This is a genomic window from Syntrophaceae bacterium (genome assembly GCA_013177825.1).
In the GTDB taxonomy this organism is placed as follows: Bacteria; Desulfobacterota; Syntrophia; order Syntrophales; family PHBD01; genus PHBD01.
On the sequence record JABLXX010000002.1, the window covers coordinates 377,611 to 396,030 of the forward strand.

The 18,420-nt window shown below is 59.6% G+C and carries 17 protein-coding genes and 2 pseudogenes; 10 read left to right on the forward strand and 9 right to left on the reverse strand.

The window, feature by feature from the left end; all coding sequences use genetic code 11:
* Nucleotides 1-7 precede the first annotated feature (7 nt).
* The 6 genes from rimI (at nt 8) to HPY65_06500 (ending at nt 4,407) form a co-directional block, all read left to right on the forward strand.
* Nucleotides 8-469 carry a ribosomal protein S18-alanine N-acetyltransferase gene (gene rimI / locus HPY65_06475; protein NPU84117.1) on the forward strand — a complete coding sequence of 154 codons (462 nt, stop codon included), beginning with the start codon at nt 8-10 and terminating at the stop codon, nt 467-469.
* Nucleotides 470-574: 105 nt separating this feature from the next.
* Nucleotides 575-1,417, forward strand: coding sequence for a dihydroorotate dehydrogenase electron transfer subunit (locus HPY65_06480; GenBank protein NPU84118.1), 843 nt, complete (start codon nt 575-577; stop codon nt 1,415-1,417).
* Nucleotides 1,398-2,339 (forward strand): dihydroorotate dehydrogenase, encoded by a 942-nt coding sequence (locus HPY65_06485; GenBank protein NPU84119.1) that lies wholly within the window; start codon nt 1,398-1,400, stop codon nt 2,337-2,339. Before HPY65_06480 ends, HPY65_06485 begins: the two co-directional genes overlap by 20 nt.
* Before the next feature lie 13 nt (nt 2,340-2,352).
* On the forward strand, nt 2,353-3,228 hold the full coding sequence (locus tag HPY65_06490; GenBank protein ID NPU84120.1) for a DUF4384 domain-containing protein: 876 nt from the start codon (nt 2,353-2,355) through the stop codon (nt 3,226-3,228).
* A 17-nt stretch (nt 3,229-3,245) separates the two neighbouring features.
* Nucleotides 3,246-3,929, forward strand: coding sequence for an MBL fold metallo-hydrolase (locus HPY65_06495; protein NPU84121.1), 684 nt, complete (start codon nt 3,246-3,248; stop codon nt 3,927-3,929).
* A gap of 64 nt (nt 3,930-3,993) precedes the next feature.
* Nucleotides 3,994-4,407, forward strand: a complete 414-nt coding sequence (locus HPY65_06500) for a phosphate-starvation-inducible PsiE family protein (protein ID NPU84122.1) — start codon at nt 3,994-3,996, stop codon at nt 4,405-4,407.
* A gap of 12 nt (nt 4,408-4,419) precedes the next feature.
* On the opposite strand, the gene HPY65_06505 is transcribed toward HPY65_06500, so the two are convergent.
* From HPY65_06505 to HPY65_06515, 3 genes are all read right to left on the reverse strand, one after another.
* Nucleotides 4,420-5,157, reverse strand: a complete 738-nt coding sequence (locus tag HPY65_06505) for an HD domain-containing protein (protein NPU84123.1) — start codon at nt 5,155-5,157, stop codon at nt 4,420-4,422.
* Nucleotides 5,158-5,208: 51 nt separating this feature from the next.
* On the reverse strand, nt 5,209-5,574 hold the full coding sequence (locus HPY65_06510) for a hypothetical protein (GenBank protein ID NPU84124.1): 366 nt from the start codon (nt 5,572-5,574) through the stop codon (nt 5,209-5,211).
* 88 nt (nt 5,575-5,662) lie between these two features.
* Nucleotides 5,663-6,112, reverse strand: coding sequence for a hypothetical protein (locus HPY65_06515; GenBank protein ID NPU84125.1), 450 nt, complete (start codon nt 6,110-6,112; stop codon nt 5,663-5,665).
* Nucleotides 6,113-6,125: 13 nt separating this feature from the next.
* Between HPY65_06515 and HPY65_06520 the strand changes: the two genes are divergently transcribed.
* Nucleotides 6,126-6,416 (forward strand): hypothetical protein, encoded by a 291-nt coding sequence (locus HPY65_06520; GenBank protein NPU84126.1) that lies wholly within the window; start codon nt 6,126-6,128, stop codon nt 6,414-6,416.
* A gap of 21 nt (nt 6,417-6,437) precedes the next feature.
* Here HPY65_06520 and HPY65_06525 read toward each other — a convergent pair whose 3' ends face one another.
* The 6 genes and pseudogenes from HPY65_06525 to HPY65_06550 form a co-directional block, all read right to left on the reverse strand.
* Nucleotides 6,438-6,629 carry a hypothetical protein gene (locus tag HPY65_06525; protein NPU84127.1) on the reverse strand — a complete coding sequence of 64 codons (192 nt, stop codon included), beginning with the start codon at nt 6,627-6,629 and terminating at the stop codon, nt 6,438-6,440.
* Nucleotides 6,630-6,748: 119 nt separating this feature from the next.
* Nucleotides 6,749-8,233: a succinate dehydrogenase/fumarate reductase iron-sulfur subunit gene (locus tag HPY65_06530; GenBank protein ID NPU84128.1), complete on the reverse strand. Its 1,485-nt coding sequence runs from the start codon at nt 8,231-8,233 to the stop codon at nt 6,749-6,751.
* Nucleotides 8,230-9,867: pseudogene (locus tag HPY65_06535) on the reverse strand (FAD-binding protein). Before HPY65_06535 ends, HPY65_06530 begins: the two are co-directional and overlap by 4 nt.
* Entirely contained in the window at nt 9,864-10,199 is a 336-nt protein-coding gene (locus HPY65_06540) for a YkgJ family cysteine cluster protein (GenBank protein ID NPU84129.1), read from the reverse strand. The pseudogene HPY65_06535 and the gene HPY65_06540 overlap by 4 nt, the downstream one beginning before the upstream one ends.
* A 604-nt stretch (nt 10,200-10,803) precedes the next feature.
* Nucleotides 10,804-10,923: pseudogene (locus tag HPY65_06545) on the reverse strand (AIM24 family protein).
* A gap of 340 nt (nt 10,924-11,263) precedes the next feature.
* Nucleotides 11,264-11,986 carry a transglutaminase family protein gene (locus HPY65_06550; protein ID NPU84130.1) on the reverse strand — a complete coding sequence of 241 codons (723 nt, stop codon included), beginning with the start codon at nt 11,984-11,986 and terminating at the stop codon, nt 11,264-11,266.
* Nucleotides 11,987-12,431: 445 nt separating this feature from the next.
* Between HPY65_06550 and gspG the strand changes: the two genes are divergently transcribed.
* From gspG to HPY65_06565, 3 genes are all read left to right on the forward strand, one after another.
* Nucleotides 12,432-12,806, forward strand: coding sequence for a type II secretion system major pseudopilin GspG (gspG, locus tag HPY65_06555; GenBank protein NPU84131.1), 375 nt, complete (start codon nt 12,432-12,434; stop codon nt 12,804-12,806).
* Between the two features lie 102 nt (nt 12,807-12,908).
* A complete protein-coding gene (locus HPY65_06560; GenBank protein ID NPU84132.1) occupies nt 12,909-15,239 on the forward strand; it encodes a hypothetical protein in 2,331 nt (776 codons plus the stop codon).
* Nucleotides 15,240-15,582: 343 nt separating this feature from the next.
* Entirely contained in the window at nt 15,583-18,411 is a 2,829-nt protein-coding gene (locus HPY65_06565; GenBank protein ID NPU84133.1) for a hypothetical protein, read from the forward strand.
* Nucleotides 18,412-18,420: the final 9 nt, after the last annotated feature.

An 18,420-nucleotide genomic window follows, 5' to 3' on the forward strand; every position in this document is an offset into this window, starting at 1 on the left:
GTTCCGGATGAACGTGCCCATCGAGAATTCGCCGGTGATGGAAGCGGATCTGGAGGAGATCCTGGACATTGAGCAGGCCTGCTTCCCGACACCCTGGTCTCTGGAGCTTTTCCGCCGCGAACTGGAACTCGGCATCTCCAGGGGGATGGCGGTTCGTGCAGCGGACGGGGCGGGGACCATCGTCTGCGGATACCTGTTCTTCTGGGTTGTCGCCGGCGAGGGCCAGCTCCAGCGGATCGCCGTCCGGCAGGACCTCCGGCGCTCCGGCATCGCCGACCGCCTGATGGAGGGGATGCTGGATATCTGCCGGCGGGAAGACGTGACGCGCATCATGCTGGAAGTGCGGAGAAGCAACGAGGCGGCCATCGGGCTATACCGGAAATGGGGATTTCGCCGGACCGGAATCCGGCGCGGTTATTATCCCGAGACCGGCGAAGACGCGGTGCTCATGGAGTGGAACGCTTCCTGAGAGAGGTTCCGGGCGGATTTGGCGTTGCATTTGCCGGTTTCCTGTGAGAAAAGAAGCGGACTTTTCAAGCATACAGGATCGTTCAAGAAATCAGACGGAAGCGAGATGGTGGGCCGAAACCTAGAGGAAGCGGAGCGAAACGTTGCGGGACGGGTGCTGTCGAACCGGAAGACGGCGCCGGGCCATTTCCACCTGATCCTGGAGCTTCCGGATTCTTTCACCGACCCGTTTCCCGGGCAGTTCGTCATGGTGCGGATACCCGGACGGACGGATCCCCTCCTGGCCCGGCCCCTCAGCATCTATGGCTTTTCTCGGCAAGAGGGCGGGGCTCGCCTGGAGCTCCTTTACCGGGTGGCCGGGAAGGGCACGGCCCTTCTGGCGGGGCTCCATACGGGCGGGGAACTGCAGGTCCTGGGACCCCTGGGCCGGGGATTCCGCATTGCCCCGGAACTCCAAACAATCGTACTTGTCTCCGGCGGTATCGGCATCGCCCCGCTGACCTTCCTGGCGGAACACTGCCGAAGTCTGCCCGCCGTGCCGGCGGGAAGGGAGATCGTCTGCTACGCCGGCGCCCGCTGCTCCGAGGCCCTGGTCGGGCTGGAGCGGATGGAGGCTCTGTGTTCGCGGGTCGTCGTCACGACGGACGACGGCACCTGCGGGGCCTGCGGCATCGTGACGGACCCCCTCGGCCGGGATCTTCCGTTGTTCCCTCCCGGAGAGACGGCCGTTTACGCCTGCGGTCCCCGGCCGATGCTTGCGTGTCTTGCGGACATGCTCCGGGAGTCGCCCGTTTCCTGCCAGGTCTCCGTGGAGGAGCGCATGGCCTGCGGGCTCGGAGCCTGCCTGGGATGTGCCGTCGCCGTCCGGAGCGGAGAAGACTCCCTCGTATACGCACGGGCTTGCAAGGAAGGACCGGTTTTCGACATCCATGAACTCGACTGGCGGTAACCCTCCATCCCTCGCCGTTTCGATCGGAGGCCTGACCCTGAAAAACCCGGTCATGCCCGCGTCGGGCACCTTCGGGTACGGGGAGGAGTACGCCCCGTTCGCGGACCTGAACCGCCTGGGGGCCGTCGTCACCAAGGGCATCTCCCTTCTGCCCCGGACCGGCAACCCGCCTCCCCGGATCATGGAGTCGCCCGCGGGGATGCTTAATGCCGTGGGCCTGCAGAACGTGGGCGTCCGGGCGTTCGTCTCGGAAAAGCTGCCTTATCTCAAGCAGTTCGATGTCCCGGTGATTGCCAACATCTTCGGAGAGGCCGTCGACGAGTACGCCGCCGTGGCGGAGATCCTGAGCCGGGCCGGCGGCGTCCATGCCCTGGAGGTGAACATCTCCTGCCCCAACGTGAAGAAGGGCGGGATCGCCTTCGGGGCCCGGCCGGAGTCGGCTGCAGAGGTGACGGCGGCGGTCCGGGGCAGCACGGACCTGCCGGTGATCGTGAAGCTCACTCCCAACGTGACGGACATCGTCGAGATCGCCCTGGCCTCGGAATCCGCCGGAGCCCACGCCCTGTCGCTCATCAACACCCTCCTGGGCATGTCCATCGACGTGGAGCGCCGCGTCCCCCATCTCGCGAACGTTACCGGCGGGCTCTCCGGGCCGGCCGTCCGGCCAGTGGCGGTGCGCATGGTCTGGCAGGTCGCCGGCCGGGTGAAGGTTCCCGTCATCGGCGTCGGGGGCATCGTCGACGCGGCGAGCGCCCTGGAATTCCTCATCGCCGGGGCCCGGGCCGTCCAGGTGGGGACGGGGCAGTTCGTGAATCCCGGGACAACCCTGGACGTGATCGACGGGATCGAAGCCTATCTGCATCGGCACGGCATGAAGGGCGTGCAGGATCTGATCGGATCACTCCAGTGCAATTTTGCATAATAAGGAGAACATTATGAAAAGGGCCTTCCTGTTTATGTTCATTCTGCTTCTGGCGTGCATCCCTCCGGCGTTCGCCGCCTCGTCCGCCATCACCGAGGCGGAGGGGTACTCCTGCATGGGGTACGACAAGTCCCGGAAGACCACGGAAGACGACGCACTGGCCAACGCCCGGCGGCAGGCCCTCGAATACGCCGCGACGTACGTGAAAAGCGAGACCAGAGTCGAAGACGCAACCGTCCTGAAGGACCTCCTGGAGGCCTATGCCAACGGCACCGTCCGGATCCTCCAGGAGCTCCAGCGGACCTGGTACACCGACCCCAAAACCGGCGAGTGCTTCCGGATCAAGGTCAAGGCCGAGATCCTTCCCGACACGAAGGCCATGGATCGGTTCACTGCAAAGCCCTCCGTGGTGGATGATCCGGGCGCTCCCCTGAACGTCCGCGTCTGGACGGACAAGAAGACATACCGGCAAGCGGAACAGATCCGGATCTTCCTCAAGGGAAACCGGCCGTTCTTCGCCCGGGTGATCTATTGCGATACCAAGGGACAGGTGCTCCAGCTGCTGCCGAATCCCTACCGGACGGATAACTATTTCCAGGGCGGCGTGATCTATGAGATCCCCTCGGGCAACGACAAATTCCAGCTCGAAGTGGTTCCGCCCTTCGGAGAGGAAAAAATCATGGTGTACGCGAGTTCCTCTCCCGTCGGCGATCTCCAGCTGGAAGAGGCGGGTCCGGTTTACGAAGTGCGGACGAAGGCGGCGGATATGGCCGTGAAGGTCCGGGGAGTGAACATCGTCAAGATGCCCGCGAAAAACGCCAAGCCGGACGGGCCGGGGGCCGGGGCGGGCTTTTCCGAGGCCTCGGCGACCCTGCGGACGGGCCGCTGAACGGAAGGAGGAGGGCCATGGGCAGAGCGGAAACCATCTGGGACGGGATCTGGCTCGTGGGGGGCCCGGACGTCTCCCGGTCCGACGACGCCGCAGTCTTCGTCATCGATTTCCACGGCGAGTTGGTCATGATCGACTCCGGGGCCGGCGGCAGTTCCAAAGTCCTCCAGCGGAACATCGAGCAGGCAGGACTGGATCCCAAAGCCATTTCCACCCTTATCCTGACCCACTGCCACATCGACCACATCGGGTCGGCGCCCTTCTTCCGCGACCAATTCAACTGCAAGATCCTCATCCACGAACTGGACACGGAGGCGCTCGAGGCGGGGGACCCTGTCCGGACGGCGGCCAACTGGTACGAGACAGACTTTCCGCCCACCCGGGTCGACCGGCGGCTCAAGGGGGAGGAAGAGGTCCTGACCTTCGGCGGCGAGGAGTTGCACTGCCTTCACACGCCGGGTCACACGCCCGGTTCCATCGTGGTATGGCTCGACCGGAACGGGAAGCGGGTCCTCTTCGGGCAGGACATCCATGGCCCCTTCATGTCGGCCTTCCGCTCCAACATCAACGACTGGCGGGCCTCCATGAAGAAGATCCTGGCCCTGGAGCCGGACATCCTCTGCGAGGGGCACTTCGGGATCTTCGAGCCGAAGGAGCAGGTCGCCGCCTATATCCACCGCTACCTGCGCATGAACGGCTGATGCGGAGGCTCCCGTGAAGACACTGAAACAGTTCGAGAAAGCTACGGTTTATGCCCTCATCGGCATGATGGCCCTGACCGTCTTCCTGGCGACCATCGAGGTGGCCTGGCTCCTGGCCAGGGACATTTTCACTCCGCCCCTTTTCCTCCTGGAGATCGACGAACTCCTGGAGATCTTCGGCATGTTTCTCCTGGTTCTCATCGGGCTGGAGCTCATCCACACCCTCAAGAGTTACCTCTCCGCCGAACCGGTGCACCTGGAAGTCGTCCTGATGCTGGCAATCATCGCGGTGGCCCGGAAGGTGATCGTTCTGGACGTGAAGGAAGCCTCCGGCATGACCCTGGTCGGGATCGCCGCCATCGTCCTCGCCCTGTCCATCGGCTATTATCTTGTGACCTGCGGGGTGAAGAACCGGATTGCCGCCTGCAACGCGGCAAGGGAAGGCGGACCGCCATTTCCTCCCGAAGATGGTGCATGACAAGATCCTGCGTCACTCCACCGGTTTCCGGACCAGTTCAAGGAAGCGATCAACCAGGTAGGGATTGAAAGAGGTTCCCTTCTCCTTAGTGAGAATCTCCTCGATCTTTTCCTGGGGCATTGCGTCGCGGTAGGGACGGCTGGTCCGCAGGGCGTCAAAGACGTCGGCGATGGAGATCATCTGGCTGACGATGTTCGTCTCCCAGTTTTGCCGCAGCTTGGGATATCCGGTGCCGTCGAACTTGATGTGGTGCTCCATGGCGGCCAGGACGGCAAGGTTGGTCACCCCTTTGATGTTCATCAGGTACATGGCCCCTTTGATGGTGTGGTTTTCCATGACGGCCCGTTCCTCCGTCGTCAGGCTCCCCGGTTTCATGAGGATTTCTTCCGGAGTGCTGATCTTGCCGATGTCGTGCAGGGTGGCGGCAACGCCGATGTTTTTCAGGTGAGGGGCCTTGAACCCCACGTATTCCGCAAGGTACATGGTCAGGATCCCCACATTCGCCGTATGGGTGAAGGTATACTCGTCGTTGGATTTGAGTTCCGAAAGGAGCTTCAGAGGGTTGACCTCCTTGCGGAGGCCGTCCATGAAATTGACGACCATGTCGTCCACCCGGTCCATGTCCAGGTTGCTTCCCCTGGCGATGCTGCGGTAGACGTTGCGCACGAGCTGGTCCGGGGTCTCGATCTCCAGGTCGACGAATTCGTCGAGGTTCAGTTCGGACGACACAATGCCGGTTCCATCGTCCACCTCCTCGCGCTCCTTATCGGTTTCTTTCAGCTTGATCTTCCCGATGCGGATCTAGGGCATGGAGTGAATGGACACGGCCTCCGGATCCGAGAGGTTGCGCACGAATGCCTCCAGTTGGGCGAAGGGGAGTCCCCGGAGAAAGGTGATCCGCTCAATGGACCGTTTCCTGAGGATGCGGATGAGCGCGGATTCCGTCGCTCCTGCCAGGAGGAGGGGCCGGTTGTCCACGGTAAGATGTTCCCCCAGGAGGAGGATCGTGGTGTCCAGCCGGATGCTCATCAGGTGTTTCAGTTGTTCGTGGGCGTCCCGGATATGGGTGAGGACCAGGGGATGGTCCCCGGGATAGATGCCGGCATTCTGGATGGCCGTTGTCCGTTGCGTGATGGCGTCGCTGATCGATTCCTGGTACGTCGCCACGGGTCCTTCCCTCCAGAGTGTTGATGACTCGTGTCTCGTGCCGGTTTCCGGCATCCGGACCGGAGCCGGTTCTGCGGCCTGTCTCTTCCTATGAAGCCGAAGGGAGCAGCTCCCGGATGAGGCGTCTCATCCGGGCCATCCTTCGGGGTGAAAAGCTCCAGCGAATCCTTGCGAGATGATGCAGGTGGGGGATCACCGCCGGGTCGCCGGTTGCGGCGATTTCCCGGATGATCCGCTCGTTATGGACGATGTCTTCTTCCCGGATGACAAGCGTTTTCACGAGCGCCATCACGTCGCCGATCAGGTCCCATGCCCGATGCGCGCCGATCAGGCTCACCACATCCATCTTTTCTTCCCAGTTGTCTCTTTGAAGGCCTTCCCGCAGGAGGTCCAGCGCCAAGGGATCCTTGAACTGCAGGAGCGTCTCCGTCACCTCCCGCTTGATCAGATCCCGGACGCTCCCCACGGTGAAGTCCTCCTCGGGGGCGGCGCCTCCGGCCGCCATCTCCTGCCGGTGAACGGTCGTCATCTTCTGCATCAGGAGAATCAGGGTGGGGGAGATCCTGTTCTTCCGCCTTCCCGTCCTTGTTCTCCGGCGTGAAGAAGATCTCCCGTTCGTCCGTGATCTGGAAGTCGTCCGCGTCCAGCGATTTGACCCGGATTCCCGTGATTCCCGCCTGGGAAACGGCGCGGCTCACCGTCATTTTCAGCCAGACATCCGACGGTTTCTGGGAGAGGAACTTGTGGAATTCGACGAGATCTCCCTTTTTCAGTCCCGCCAGCAGGGTGAACGACACCACGCGGAACGAACCGATCGTCCCGATATATTCCCGGACGGATGAGTTGTTCGGATCGAGCGGAATTTAACCCCATGCCATCATGGGCCCGTCAATGACAAAAGTGGGTTCCATCCTGCCCTGAAGTGATTTCTGGACGAGGTCGCAGGCCTGGTCCGTGGCCTCCTGGATCCTCACGTGGCCTGGAGGGTACATGCTGAGGCTGATCCGGAGCAGGTTCAGCGCTGTGATCAGGGCGGTGAGCCGTTGCGAAACCATGAGCGCGTTTCGGGTGCGGGGCGCTCCGGCCTAGACCTGTTGCTCGTTTCTGGGGGGCCCGTGCCGTTCATGATGTCAGTGCATTTACGCGAGAACCATCAGGGTAGTCAAGTCGCCTTTTAAATCAAAGGGTTCAGCATCAATGATTCATCCGACCGCCCGGACCGGTCCTTCTCCCGGTATCCCTCCATCAGTAGGGTACAGACGTTTTGAATCCGCATGCCCGTGTGTTCGCCCAGGTGAAACTCGCAGAAGGGGCAGACGCTGACCACCGATTCCGCGCCGGTCTTTTCGATCTCATCCCTCCGCTGCAGGGCCAGGGCCTTCGCCTCCCCGGGAAACGCGGCCCGGACACCGCCCCCGGAGCCGCAGCACCAGGCGGGCATCTCTACGAGCTCCGCTGCCTGCCGGATCAGCGCCCTCGGCTCTTCCCGGATTCCCTGGCCGTGGAGCAGGTGGCAGGGATCGTGGTACGTGACCGTGAGGGGCAGCCGGGCCGGGGGCTCTATTCCCTGCCGCACCAGGATCTGCGTGATGTCCAGGACCTCGAAGGGCGTCTCGTAATCGTTTTTCAGCGTGGTCCCGCAGCCGGCGCACAGGGTGACGACCGCGTCGACGCTGAGCCTTGAGAAGATCCCGATGTTCTTTTCCTTCAGGCCCGCCACCAGGCCGGTCTGTCCCGTCCGGATCAGCGGCGAGCCGCAGCAGACCTGGTCTTTCGGGATGACCACCCGGATTCCGTTGCGCCGCATGACCTCCACGGCGTCGAAGGCGGTCTCGGGCATCACCAGGTCGTACAGGCAGCCCGTGAAGAGGGCGACGGTACAGCGGGCGGCGGTCACCGGCTCGACCACGCCGGAGACGCGCTCCAGGAACCGGGGGCCCGGGAGTTCGATGCTCCGGCCGGTCTCCCGGACGAGCCGGGCGAATTCGAGGTGCTTCGGAAACGTATAGCCCCGCTCGACGGCCAGGGCGCGCAATTTCTCGATCGCCAGGGCGGGGGTCGCGATCTCCTCGGGGCAGGCGATCCGGCAGGCCTGGCAGGAGGTGCAGTGAAAAAGCCCGGCCTCCACGGCCTCGGGGATGCGGTCCCCGGCGTCCCGAGGATCGAGGGCGAGGCGCATCTTCTGTCGCATGGCCGTCGGTCCGGCGAATTCCGCCACGTCCAGCATCGGGCAGACGGAGACGCAGGTGAAGCACTGGAGGCAGTTGCGGAGCGGCTTGATGGATTCGGTCTCCACCCGGGTCGGCGGGTCCGCCTCGCCGCGGGGTACGAACGGGGCGACGGATTCCAGAAGCGGCTCCAGGTCCGTGATAAGGTCCTTGACCACCGGCAGCCGGAGCGGCTCTACGACCATGCCGCCGGTCGCCTCCTCCTTGCACGCCATGACGGGCTTGCCGTTCACCCGGATGGCGCAGCTTCCGCACTGTCCCACGTTGCAGGAATGGCGGTAGGAGAGGGTCGGGTCGATCTCGTCGCGGACGGCCTGGATCGCGTGGAGGACCCGCGCACCCTCGTGAATCTCCACGGTGTAGGATTCGAGCCGCGGGCGGTCGTCCAACTCCGGGTCGAACCGGGAGATCGTGAGGCGGATGGATTTCATGACCGGTCCCTCCTCTCGATTCCCTCCCGGGACAGCGAAAGGAAGGTGTGTCCGAAGGGCGACCGCTCTTCGTTCTGCGGGGGTGCGGCGTCCGTTCGCATGTGCGCTCCCCGGGATTCCCCCCTCAGGAGGGCGGCCCGGCAGACGAGCATGGCCGTCGTGCAGGCGTTCCGGACGGAGCAGCAGTCGGCCAGGTTCCGGGGCGCCGCGGCGCGGAGCCGCGCGCGGGAAATCCGGTCGATCTCCAGGAGCGCCTTCTTCAGGCCGGCCTCATTCCGAAAGATCCCGGCGCCTTCCCCCATGATCTCGTGGAGTCTCTTGAGCAAGGCATAAGGATTTGCGTCACCCGTCCGGAAGGCCTCCAGCCTTCTCCGTTCCCTGTCCACCTGCTTTTCCGGGATGGAGGAGGCCCTGGGCTTTGCCCGTCCCGCCGCCTCACCGGCGATGGTCCCGAAGACCTGGGTCTCGGCGAGGGCGTTTCCCCCAAGGCGGTTTGCCCCATGGACGCCGCCCGCCGTCTCGCCGCAGGCGTAGAGCCCCTCGACGGTCGTCCGGCAGGTCAGGGGATCGATCCTGAGTCCGCCCATGACATGGTGCGCCGCCGGCGCGAACTCCACGGGCCCGCGCCGGATGTCCACGCCGAAGCGGAGGCACTGCTCCAGCATCACGGGCAGGCGCTCTTCAATCACCGCCGGCGCCAGGCGGGTGAGATCGAGATACACGCCGCCGTTTGCCGTCCCTCTTCCCTCCCGGATTTCCGTGACAATCGCCCGGGACAGGACATCCCGGGGGGCAAGCTCCATGCGCACGGGGTCGTAGCGCACCATGAAGCGCTCTCCCAACCGGTTAAGCAGGATCCCTCCCTCGCCCCGGGCCGCCTCCGTGATCAGCCTTCCCTTTGCGTCGGGGGGATGGACGGCGCCGGTGGGGTGGAACTGCACCATCTCCATGTCGATCAGCTCCGCCCCGGCCTCGTAGCCCAGGGCGTAGCCCTCACCTGTGCCGCTCGCCGAATTCGTCGAAGAGGCGTAGATTTTCGCGCCCCCGCCCGCCGCCAGGATCACGCTGTCGGCCCGGAACAGGAGGAGGCCGCCGCTGCGGTCGAGGGCTATGGCTCCCGTCACGGCATCGCCGCTTTTCAGGAGGGCGATGACGGACGTCTCGTGAAAAACCCGGACCGGGGTCGAGCGGAGCCATTCCATAAGGGTCGTCATAATTTCGTGGCCTGTGCGGTCGCCGGCATAGCAGGTCCGGGGGAACTTCTGCCCGCCGAAAAAGCGCTGGGCAACCTCGCCTTCCTCCGTGACGTCGAAGACGGCCCCCCGGCGGAGCAGGTCCCGGAGGCGCTCCGGGGCGTTTTGAACCAGCGTCCGCGCCAGGATCGGATCGTTCAGGAAGGCGCCGCTCTCGAGGGTCTCCCGGAGGTGGGCCTAAACGGAGTCCTGCGCCCGGAGGACCGCATTGTACCCCCCTTCGGCCATGGGGGTGCAGCCGCCCTTGCCGGCGATGGCCTTCGACAGCAGCACGGTATCGCCGTACCGGGACGCCTCGATAGCCGCCCGGACCCCGGCACCGCCGGAACCGATCATCAGGACGTGGCAGTCTGTCGTCTCCGTCGAGGTCAAAAGGCTCATCCTTCCTGTTTATCCGGTTTGAACTGGGGACAGATCTCCGAGGAGCCGGGCCGGAACTCCCGGCAGACCCGCGGGCGGGTTTCGTAGATGGCGCAGCGGGTGAGGCCGTTTTCCCATTCCAGGAAGGGGCAGCCCCGGAACGTGTGGCCGTTGTCCGCCGAGACGATGTGGTCACCCATCCAAACGCCATGGTGCTGCTCGATGATCCGGAGGATGTCGTCACGGCCCTCCCTCTGCCAGTGCTCCTTTTCCTCATCGGCGGCATAGTCGAGCATGTCGGCGAGGCAGCACTTGCCGCAGCGTTTGCATTCAATCTCTTCGGTGTTGCTCATGGTTTGTCTCATGCCTCGCAAACGGGGGCGGATTTCAAATCGGCCTCCGTTTGCGGCACTTCAGGGGGACGGAATCAATTCCGCTCCCTTCTGGAGCATCAGATACTCGTACTGGTACAGGTCCTCCAGGAAATGCCGGAGGACTTCTTCCTCGTCGCTCCGCGCCGCCGGGGCGCGCAGGATCGCCCGGAGGCGGTCCGTCCAGGCCACGGACAGGAAGTCCGCCAGGGGACCGCGGCGGACCCGGTAGCCGTGATACCGGGCGATGGCCTCCAGGTGCGAAAATTTAATGGTGAACTCGTCGTGGCCTTTCAGGGGGATCCGCTCCGGCCGGCCCGGGGCGGAGACGCGGATCAGCCCGGCCAGTTCCTCCGGCACGCGGGCCTCGCAGCTGTGCTCGCTCAGGAAAATCGTCGGAACGCCCGCCAGGCAGAGCTTCTCCAGGGCCTCGCAGGCCCCGAGGTTGAAGGGGAACGGAGGGCCTTCCGGCGCTTCCAAGCCGTAGTGCATAAAGAAGCGAAACACCCGCTCCATCAGGCGGTCGGAGACAGACCCCGTTTCCGGCTGCAGCCATCGAGCCGTGTCTTCAATTTCCCGCGGCACGTCCAGGACCACGGGGAAATCCCCCAGGTTCTCGTTCAGGAGGGCCAGGCCGAATCCCGCCAGGATCTCCGGCGGCGTCTCCAGGAAATCCTCCTGCCGGAAGTCCGCGGGGAATCCCGCCAGCGCCTCCCTTTGCTTCTCAAGAAGCACCGGCGACAGGTCAATGCAGAGGGACGACCATTCCGGACGGTCCGCCAGGAAATCCCGCTTCAGGACGCCGTATCCCCCGCCGACCTCGAGAATCCGCTGCACCCGGCCCAGGTCGAAATGGCGTTCCAGAAAATGGCGAAGGAGATTCCCGTAGGAATCGGGGCGTACGAGGACCGTGCGGCAGAGGCTCTCGGGATGGGCGAGGCTGTTGCAGACGGTCCACTCCCAGCCGAGGGTCGTCAGGTCCTGGAGATGGTAGTCCCGCGTGGTGTGGAGATTCCAGGTCGGAAGCGGGTCTCCGGTCATGGCTCTTATTTGCCGGCCGCCCGGGACGCCCGGTCTTCGACGGCCTCCCGCTCGAAGTCTCCCCCGATGGCGGGGCTGCCGTCGGGCTTGAAGAAGGTCGGGTAATAGACCCGGAAGGACTCCTTGATCATCTCCAGGGGCACGTCGTTAAAGGAACCGTGGTCCTGGACATACTCCATGTGGCGGTTCCCTTTCTGATCGTAGGGGTGCAGGAGGGCGTCGTGGACGCCGTCGAAGTCGAGGGGCTTCACGCCGAAGCGGTCGCAGAGGTCCATGTTGAACGTCGGGGTGGCCTTGATCCAGCGGCCGCCCAGGTAGAGCTCCGAGTAGCCGTGGCCGGTGAAGAGGTCCGTCTTCATGAGGTCCTTGAGGCGCTCCGTGGTCAGGTGGTTCCGGACGTCGGCGAGGCCGATGCGGCCGGGAATCCCGTGGACCCGGGCGCATGCCGCCAGGAGGACCGCCTTCACGACGCAGTACCCGTACCCCTTCTCCAGGGTCGTGCTCGCCCGCATCCCCTCGACGGAGAGGACGATCCGGTAGGGATCGTAACGGATCCCGTCCCGGACCGCATAGAAGAGGCGGACGGCCTTGTCTTTCTCGGTTGCGGCGTCTCCGGCCGCATCCAGCGCGAACTTCCGCACCGCCGGATGATCGCTGTTGATGAAAGGGGTCGGGACCAGACAGGCCTGCACGTCATCGCTCACGGGAACCCTCCTTGGTGGGATCATTGAAGTGCGGGGCCACTATAGGAAATGGGGGGCTGGGTGTCAATCGGGGAAAGGGAGAGGAAAAACATAACTCGGTTCGTTGAATATCGGGAATGCCAATATGAGGACATACCTACATTTTCTTTGCATTGTTCAATTGATCAACAGGCATTGCAATGCCCATGAATGATGTTTAGGGTGCATCCCCGATGGTATTCTCCTGCTTGCACGGCGTTCGGAGAAGCACCCCCCTGTCACTGATAACCGAATTCCAGAAAAGCATTTTCTGATCAACAGACGATTCAGCGCTTCTGTTGCAGCGGAATGGTCTTGTCGATTTATAAAGCGCCTGCTCGCTGTTTCTTCAGTAAGGAAATTGAGTCAATCATATAATGCAATATTGGAGGTTTACGTGACGTTCGTAAAGGAAAAAAGAAATGGTCGGAGGGGGTTTACACTCATTGAGATGATTGTCGTCATGGTCATGATCGCTCTTCTGGCCGCCCTGGTTGCGCCGAGGCTTTTTCCCAAACTCGGGAAAGGGAAGCAGGCTGCGGCAAAAGCACAGATTGAGCTCCTCGGTCAGGCACTGGACCAGTTTCGCCTTGATACGGGAAGGTATCCCACGAGCCAGGAAGGCTTGGCAGCGCTGACCGGCAACCCGGGGATTGAGACATGGGAAGGACCGTATCTGAAGAAAGGGGTGCCCGCCGATCCATGGGGAAAACCCTATCAGTATCGGATTCCGAATGATCAAGGCGAATATGACCTGATTTCGTATGGAAGAGACGGTTCTCAGGGCGGTGAAGGTGAGGATAAGGATATTACAAATGCACAATGACAATTCATGCGTGAATGACGGGAATTGCTTATGAAAATCTACATGATCAGATGGTTGAATGGCATTCGTCTAAAACTCAAAACCTGTTTGTCGGTTGCATAAATGAATAGAAATTTGTTCATCATCACGATCATATTATTGATTCCGTCGATTGCATGGAGCGGCGGTGCAGACAAAACCTTTGCAGCGGGAAACACCGCGCCACTGACGGAACAATCTGGAAACGTAATAAAATCAAAAGACTCAAAAATAATTCTCGAATCGGAGGATAAAAGCAAGGGAAGAGTGCAGGCGACTGCGGCCGTTGCTGAGGACACGAAAGCATTGCCGATGCCGACTCCGACAGTAACTTCCACTCCCCGATCTTCAAGCGCATCGAAAGCGCCGTCGGCAGGGATTGCCCCTGCGCCCGCCGCTCCCTCGAAGACAACCGCAGACCCGTTGCCGACAGCACAAACCAGGGGAGGCGTGGGACTGCAGAAGGATCCTGTGAATGCAAAGCGTCTGGTTCCGACTGCGGAGGCCGGTCTATCGGGACACCCCCCATCCTCTTCCATATCGTCGCATACCGTTCGTTCGCCGTCCGGGTCGACCATGCAGCTTCATCCTCAACAGGCGTTACCCGTCGAAAACGCGGCACCCTTGTCGACGGGTATACAACAGGGAACCCATCCCCCGCTGATCCCGTTCAATGCAGCTCCTCAGAACATTTCGGTAGGCAGGGGAAATGTGAGTCTGAACTTTGATGATGCGGACATTTATTCTGTGATTCAGACCGTTTTTGGAGAGATATTGAAATGCAACTACATTATCGATGCCCGCGTGAAGGGCAGGGTGACGTTCAGAAGCGTTGCGCCTGTTCCAAGTGAAAAGGTGCTTCCGCTGATGGAGGTCATTCTGAGGCTGAACGGTGTTGCAATCATTGAAGAAAGTTCCCTGTACAGAATTATACCGATCAGTGACTTGTCCCGGGAGCCGTCAGAAATCAAAATCGGAAGAAAAATTGCGGATGCAGATCTCAAGGGAAAGGCTGTTTTGCAGGTCGTTCCGCTCAACTATATGCAGTCATCGGAAATCATCAAGCTGATCAATCCCTTTGTTTCTGCCAATGCTGTCATTGTGGACGTGCCGAGGGCCAATCACGTCATTATCGCAGACACCGATGCCAACGTAAAACGCATCCTGCTTTTGATCGAATATTTCGATACGGAAATCAAAGAAAAGAAAGGCGTCAGGGTATTCGTACACCACGTGCAGAATGCCAAGGCGAAAGACCTTGTGAACATGCTGCAGCAAATCTATTTGGGATCGCCTTTGAACGTTGTGGACAGAGTGAGCAAACCCTCGTTGGCTGCCTTATCCACCCCTTCGCCGTCCCAACGCCAGGCAACGTCCACCGGTTCGCCGGCTGCAGGCGTCGAAGCAGTGGTGTCTGATATCGTGAAAATATTTGCCGATGAGAGGTTAAACGCCGTCGTCATTTTAGGTACACGCGAAGATTATGACATCATCAAGGCAACGATCAAGGATCTGGACTTGATTCCACGGCAGGTATTGATCGAAGGGACGATTGCTTCAATCCAACTGACGGACAACATGAGTCTGGGACTGGCCTGGTCGATCAAGAACAAGCTTTTCAACCTGGAAGCGTCGAATCTCTCTTTCAACCCGGGTTCATTGAATATGGGTGTCGATGAGTTGGCCGGCTCCGGCCTGCAGTTGATCGGTATTCACAGCGGAGGAACCATCAAGGGAGTGATCAATGCGCTCGCGTCACAATCCAAGGCGAAGCTGCTGGCATCGCCGCATATCATGGTGTCCGACAACAATGAGGCGAGGATCCAGGTAGGCCAGCAGGTCCCCATTCCAACGTCCGAGACATACGGGACGACCGGTGTCGCACCGCAGCGGACGATCCAGTACAAAGACATCGGGATCATCCTCAAGGTGAAGCCCCTGATCAACGACAGCGGTCTGATTACACTGCAAATATCGCAGGAAGTGTCGACTTATTCGACGATTGTTTTATATTCTGATGAGAAGCAGATCATTCTCAATAAAACGGAGGCGACGACAAACCTCGTCGTAAAAAACGGACACACCGTCGTGATTGGAGGCTTGATCCGGGAAGACGATTCCAGTTCAAGGCTGGGCATTCCCTGGTTAAGCAAAATACCACTTTTGGGCTATCTATTCGGCAATACGGAGACCGAGAAGAAGAGGACCGAGCTGGTCATTCTGCTGACCCCCCATATCGTGAAACATCAGGATGACGCAATGGCCGTGACGTACGGTACAGTCGACAATATTGCGGATGAGGATGTGAAGGAAGAATTGAAAAAAAGCATCGATCAAAAGAATCACAGATTGAAGGAAGAAGAGATAAATTCTCAATCTGATTCCACAAAGCGAGCTGATAAAAACTATCAGTGAACGGGGATTACACACGAATCGAAAAGGAAGATGGAATTCTCCGATTGCATCGATGGCTATCATGTCAATATGACAGGCGAATTCATTCTGTCGTCTATGTGATGCTTAAAACGTATGGAGAGTATTTATCAGATCAACCGGCATTGCATTGCCGGGATTCGATGCTAATGATGCACCCTTGATTCGATTCTCCAGTTTGCACGATCCCTTGGAGAATCGACTTCCCTCTGCCAGCCATAACCGGACATGGACATCGGAATCTGCGCGATGCCGTTGAAGCATCGTTCTGCGTCCGGGTTCCCTTTCCGAGCAGCCTTCATGCCTCCGGGTCTGCGAGGTGGAAATGAAGCGAAGGTTGAATCGCCTGCGGGAAGGTGCCCTTTTTGCGTCCCTGTCCTGTTTGCTTCTGTCGGCATTGCTTTTTCTGCTGCCGCTACATGCAGATGCAAATACCACGGGAGGAGATGATGACCGGGGCGTATCGGCAGAGATGAGGCTGACTCCGGACGTCGATACCACCGGTTTTGCCGGCGACGCGAAGATATCCATTCCTATCGTTGTGCCGCCGGGGCGAGCCGGCATGGCACCGAGTCTGACTCTATCCTATAGCTCTTCCGCAGGAAACGGCTGGATCGGTACGGGTTGGAATATCGAAACGGGATTTATCCAGCGCCAGACAAAATTCGGACTCAATTACGCAGACGACACGAGCTTTGCTTTCCGGAGCGCCGGAGCGAGCGGCGATCTTGTTTCTCTCGGTTCCGGGAACTTCGGGATGAAAATCGAGACGGAGTTCTCGAAATTCCAATACATATCCGGCTACTGGCAAGTCACGGCCAGGGATGGGAAAAGGTATTATTACGGCCAGACTTCGGATGCGCGCCAGACCAATTCCGCCGGCCAGATCTTTAAATGGCTCCTGAACAGGATCGAAGATCCCAACGGGAATTATATAACCTTCAGCTACGTATCGGATGCCCGCGAGACCTATGTATATGAAATTCGATACACTGGAAACAGTTCGGGCTTGTCCCCCACGAGCCTGGTCCGGTTCCATTACATGGGGCGCAACGATGCCCTGACGTACGGCATTGGTCGCGATCTGGTCAATGTCAACAAACTCCTGAAAGCGATTGAGGTGAAAGCCGCCAGCGAAGCGACCAGCGTTCGGGTTTATGGTTTTGAATATGCCGAGGCATCTCATACACGTGAACCAATCCTCAACAAAATTCAGCAATACGACAATAGTGCCTACTATTATGCCTCCACCGGCCAGATCATCGGCGGGAACGCCCTGCCGCCGATTGTAATTACGGCAGACAGCAGTCAAACCACCATTCCGTACGGCACTCATTCCGTTGAGCCGCAGTCAAAAGTCGATTTGAATTACAAATTCGTCATTGGGGATTTCAATGGCGATAACTTGACGGATTACATGTGGCTCCATACGTACCTTGACGAGCGTGTTGTTTATTTAAGACAGGGAAACGGGTCTTTTAATTCGGGAACTTATTCCAGCGGCGGAGGAGTTTACAGGTCGGGATGGAAGTTTGTTACAGGCGATTTCGACGGCGACGGCAGGACCGATTATATGATCCTGAGCATCAATACGAATGAACGGTTTGTTTATCGAAGCAACGGTGCCGGGAATTTCTTGAGTGCCGTCAGAACGGCCGGAGACGTCAGTTACAATCTCTACGCGACATGGAATCTGACAACCGGAGATTTCAACGGGGACGGCAAAACCGATATCATGTGGATCAATCCGACCAACAACAAGCGCACCGTATATTTAAGTGCCGGGAACGGTCAATTCAATGCGGGCCTGACATCAGGAGAGAATGTCAACTATTCCGCGTACCAGTTCACAACCGGCGATTTCAATGGCGACGGCAGGACGGATTACATGTGGGTCGACATGTATCAGAACAAGCGGGCCGTGTATATCAGCAGCGGCACAGGGGGCTTCAGTGCCCCGGTTTCGACCAATGATGGAAGAAATTACTCGCTGACCACATGGAACGTGACAACCGGCGATTTCAACGGCGATGGCAAGACCGATTACATGTGGGTAAGAGGAGATTACAATCAGTGCGCGGTCTATCTTGGACTGGGCAACGGCGGTTTTGCTCCCGTCGTCCTGAACACGCTTGGCAGCACCTATAGCAATGTCTGGCAGCTGCATGCCGGTGACTTTAACGGGGACGGCAAGACGGATATCATCCTGGTGAAAAACGCTGAAGATAAACGAATGCTGCATCTCAGCAGGGGGGACGGGTATTTTCTGCCTGCCATGAACAACAGTTTTACAACCGGTATAGATTACAACTCTTATACTTACGGCATCTGGGATTTTGTTACCGGCGATTACAACGGTGACGGAAAAACGGATTACATGTACATTAATAAATACAAAAGAAAACGGTATGTTGCTCTTGCGAACCCGGTGGCGCCCCAGGGTCTTGTATCTTCCATAAAAAACAGCACCGGCGGGACGACATCGTTTCAATACACGCATTCGACAAACTTCAGCAATACATACCTGCCTTACGTCATGCCTCTTGTCACCGTTGTGTCACTCAACGACGGGCTGAATAATGTGTCCACCCGGCAGTATGCCTATGCCCAGGGCAAGCATGACATCTCGCTGCGGGAGTTCCAGGGTTTCGGCTATGTGAGGACGGTCCAGCCGGACAGTTCCATCGTCGAAACGAATTACCATCAGGATGAATACCTGAAAGGCCGGATCAAAAACACGACGCTGAAAACTCCGGGGGGCGGCATCCTCATGTCCAGATCCAATTCATGGAGTGCCGCCGTTATGTCCGGCCGATGGAGGTTTGTGAAGCTGGATCAGTCGACAACCGTCTACGACAACTATTCATCCTATTACACGACTTTGGATTACTTGTACGATTCCACGCACGGGAACGTGACGAGGATCGTCACTTCCGGAACCAGTGCTGAACCGGTAACGACGATCTTTGGATACGCCAATTATTCCGGCTGGCTCTGGCGGCCCACATCCATAACCGTCACCGGGTCCAGCACCGGAACGGTCCGGCAAACGACGTTCGACTATTACAGCGGGACGGGCAACCTGAGACTGCAAAAGAACTGGGACCTCGCGGACGACTCGAAAAGCCAGGTAACCACGATGGAGTATTATTAGAACGGGAAT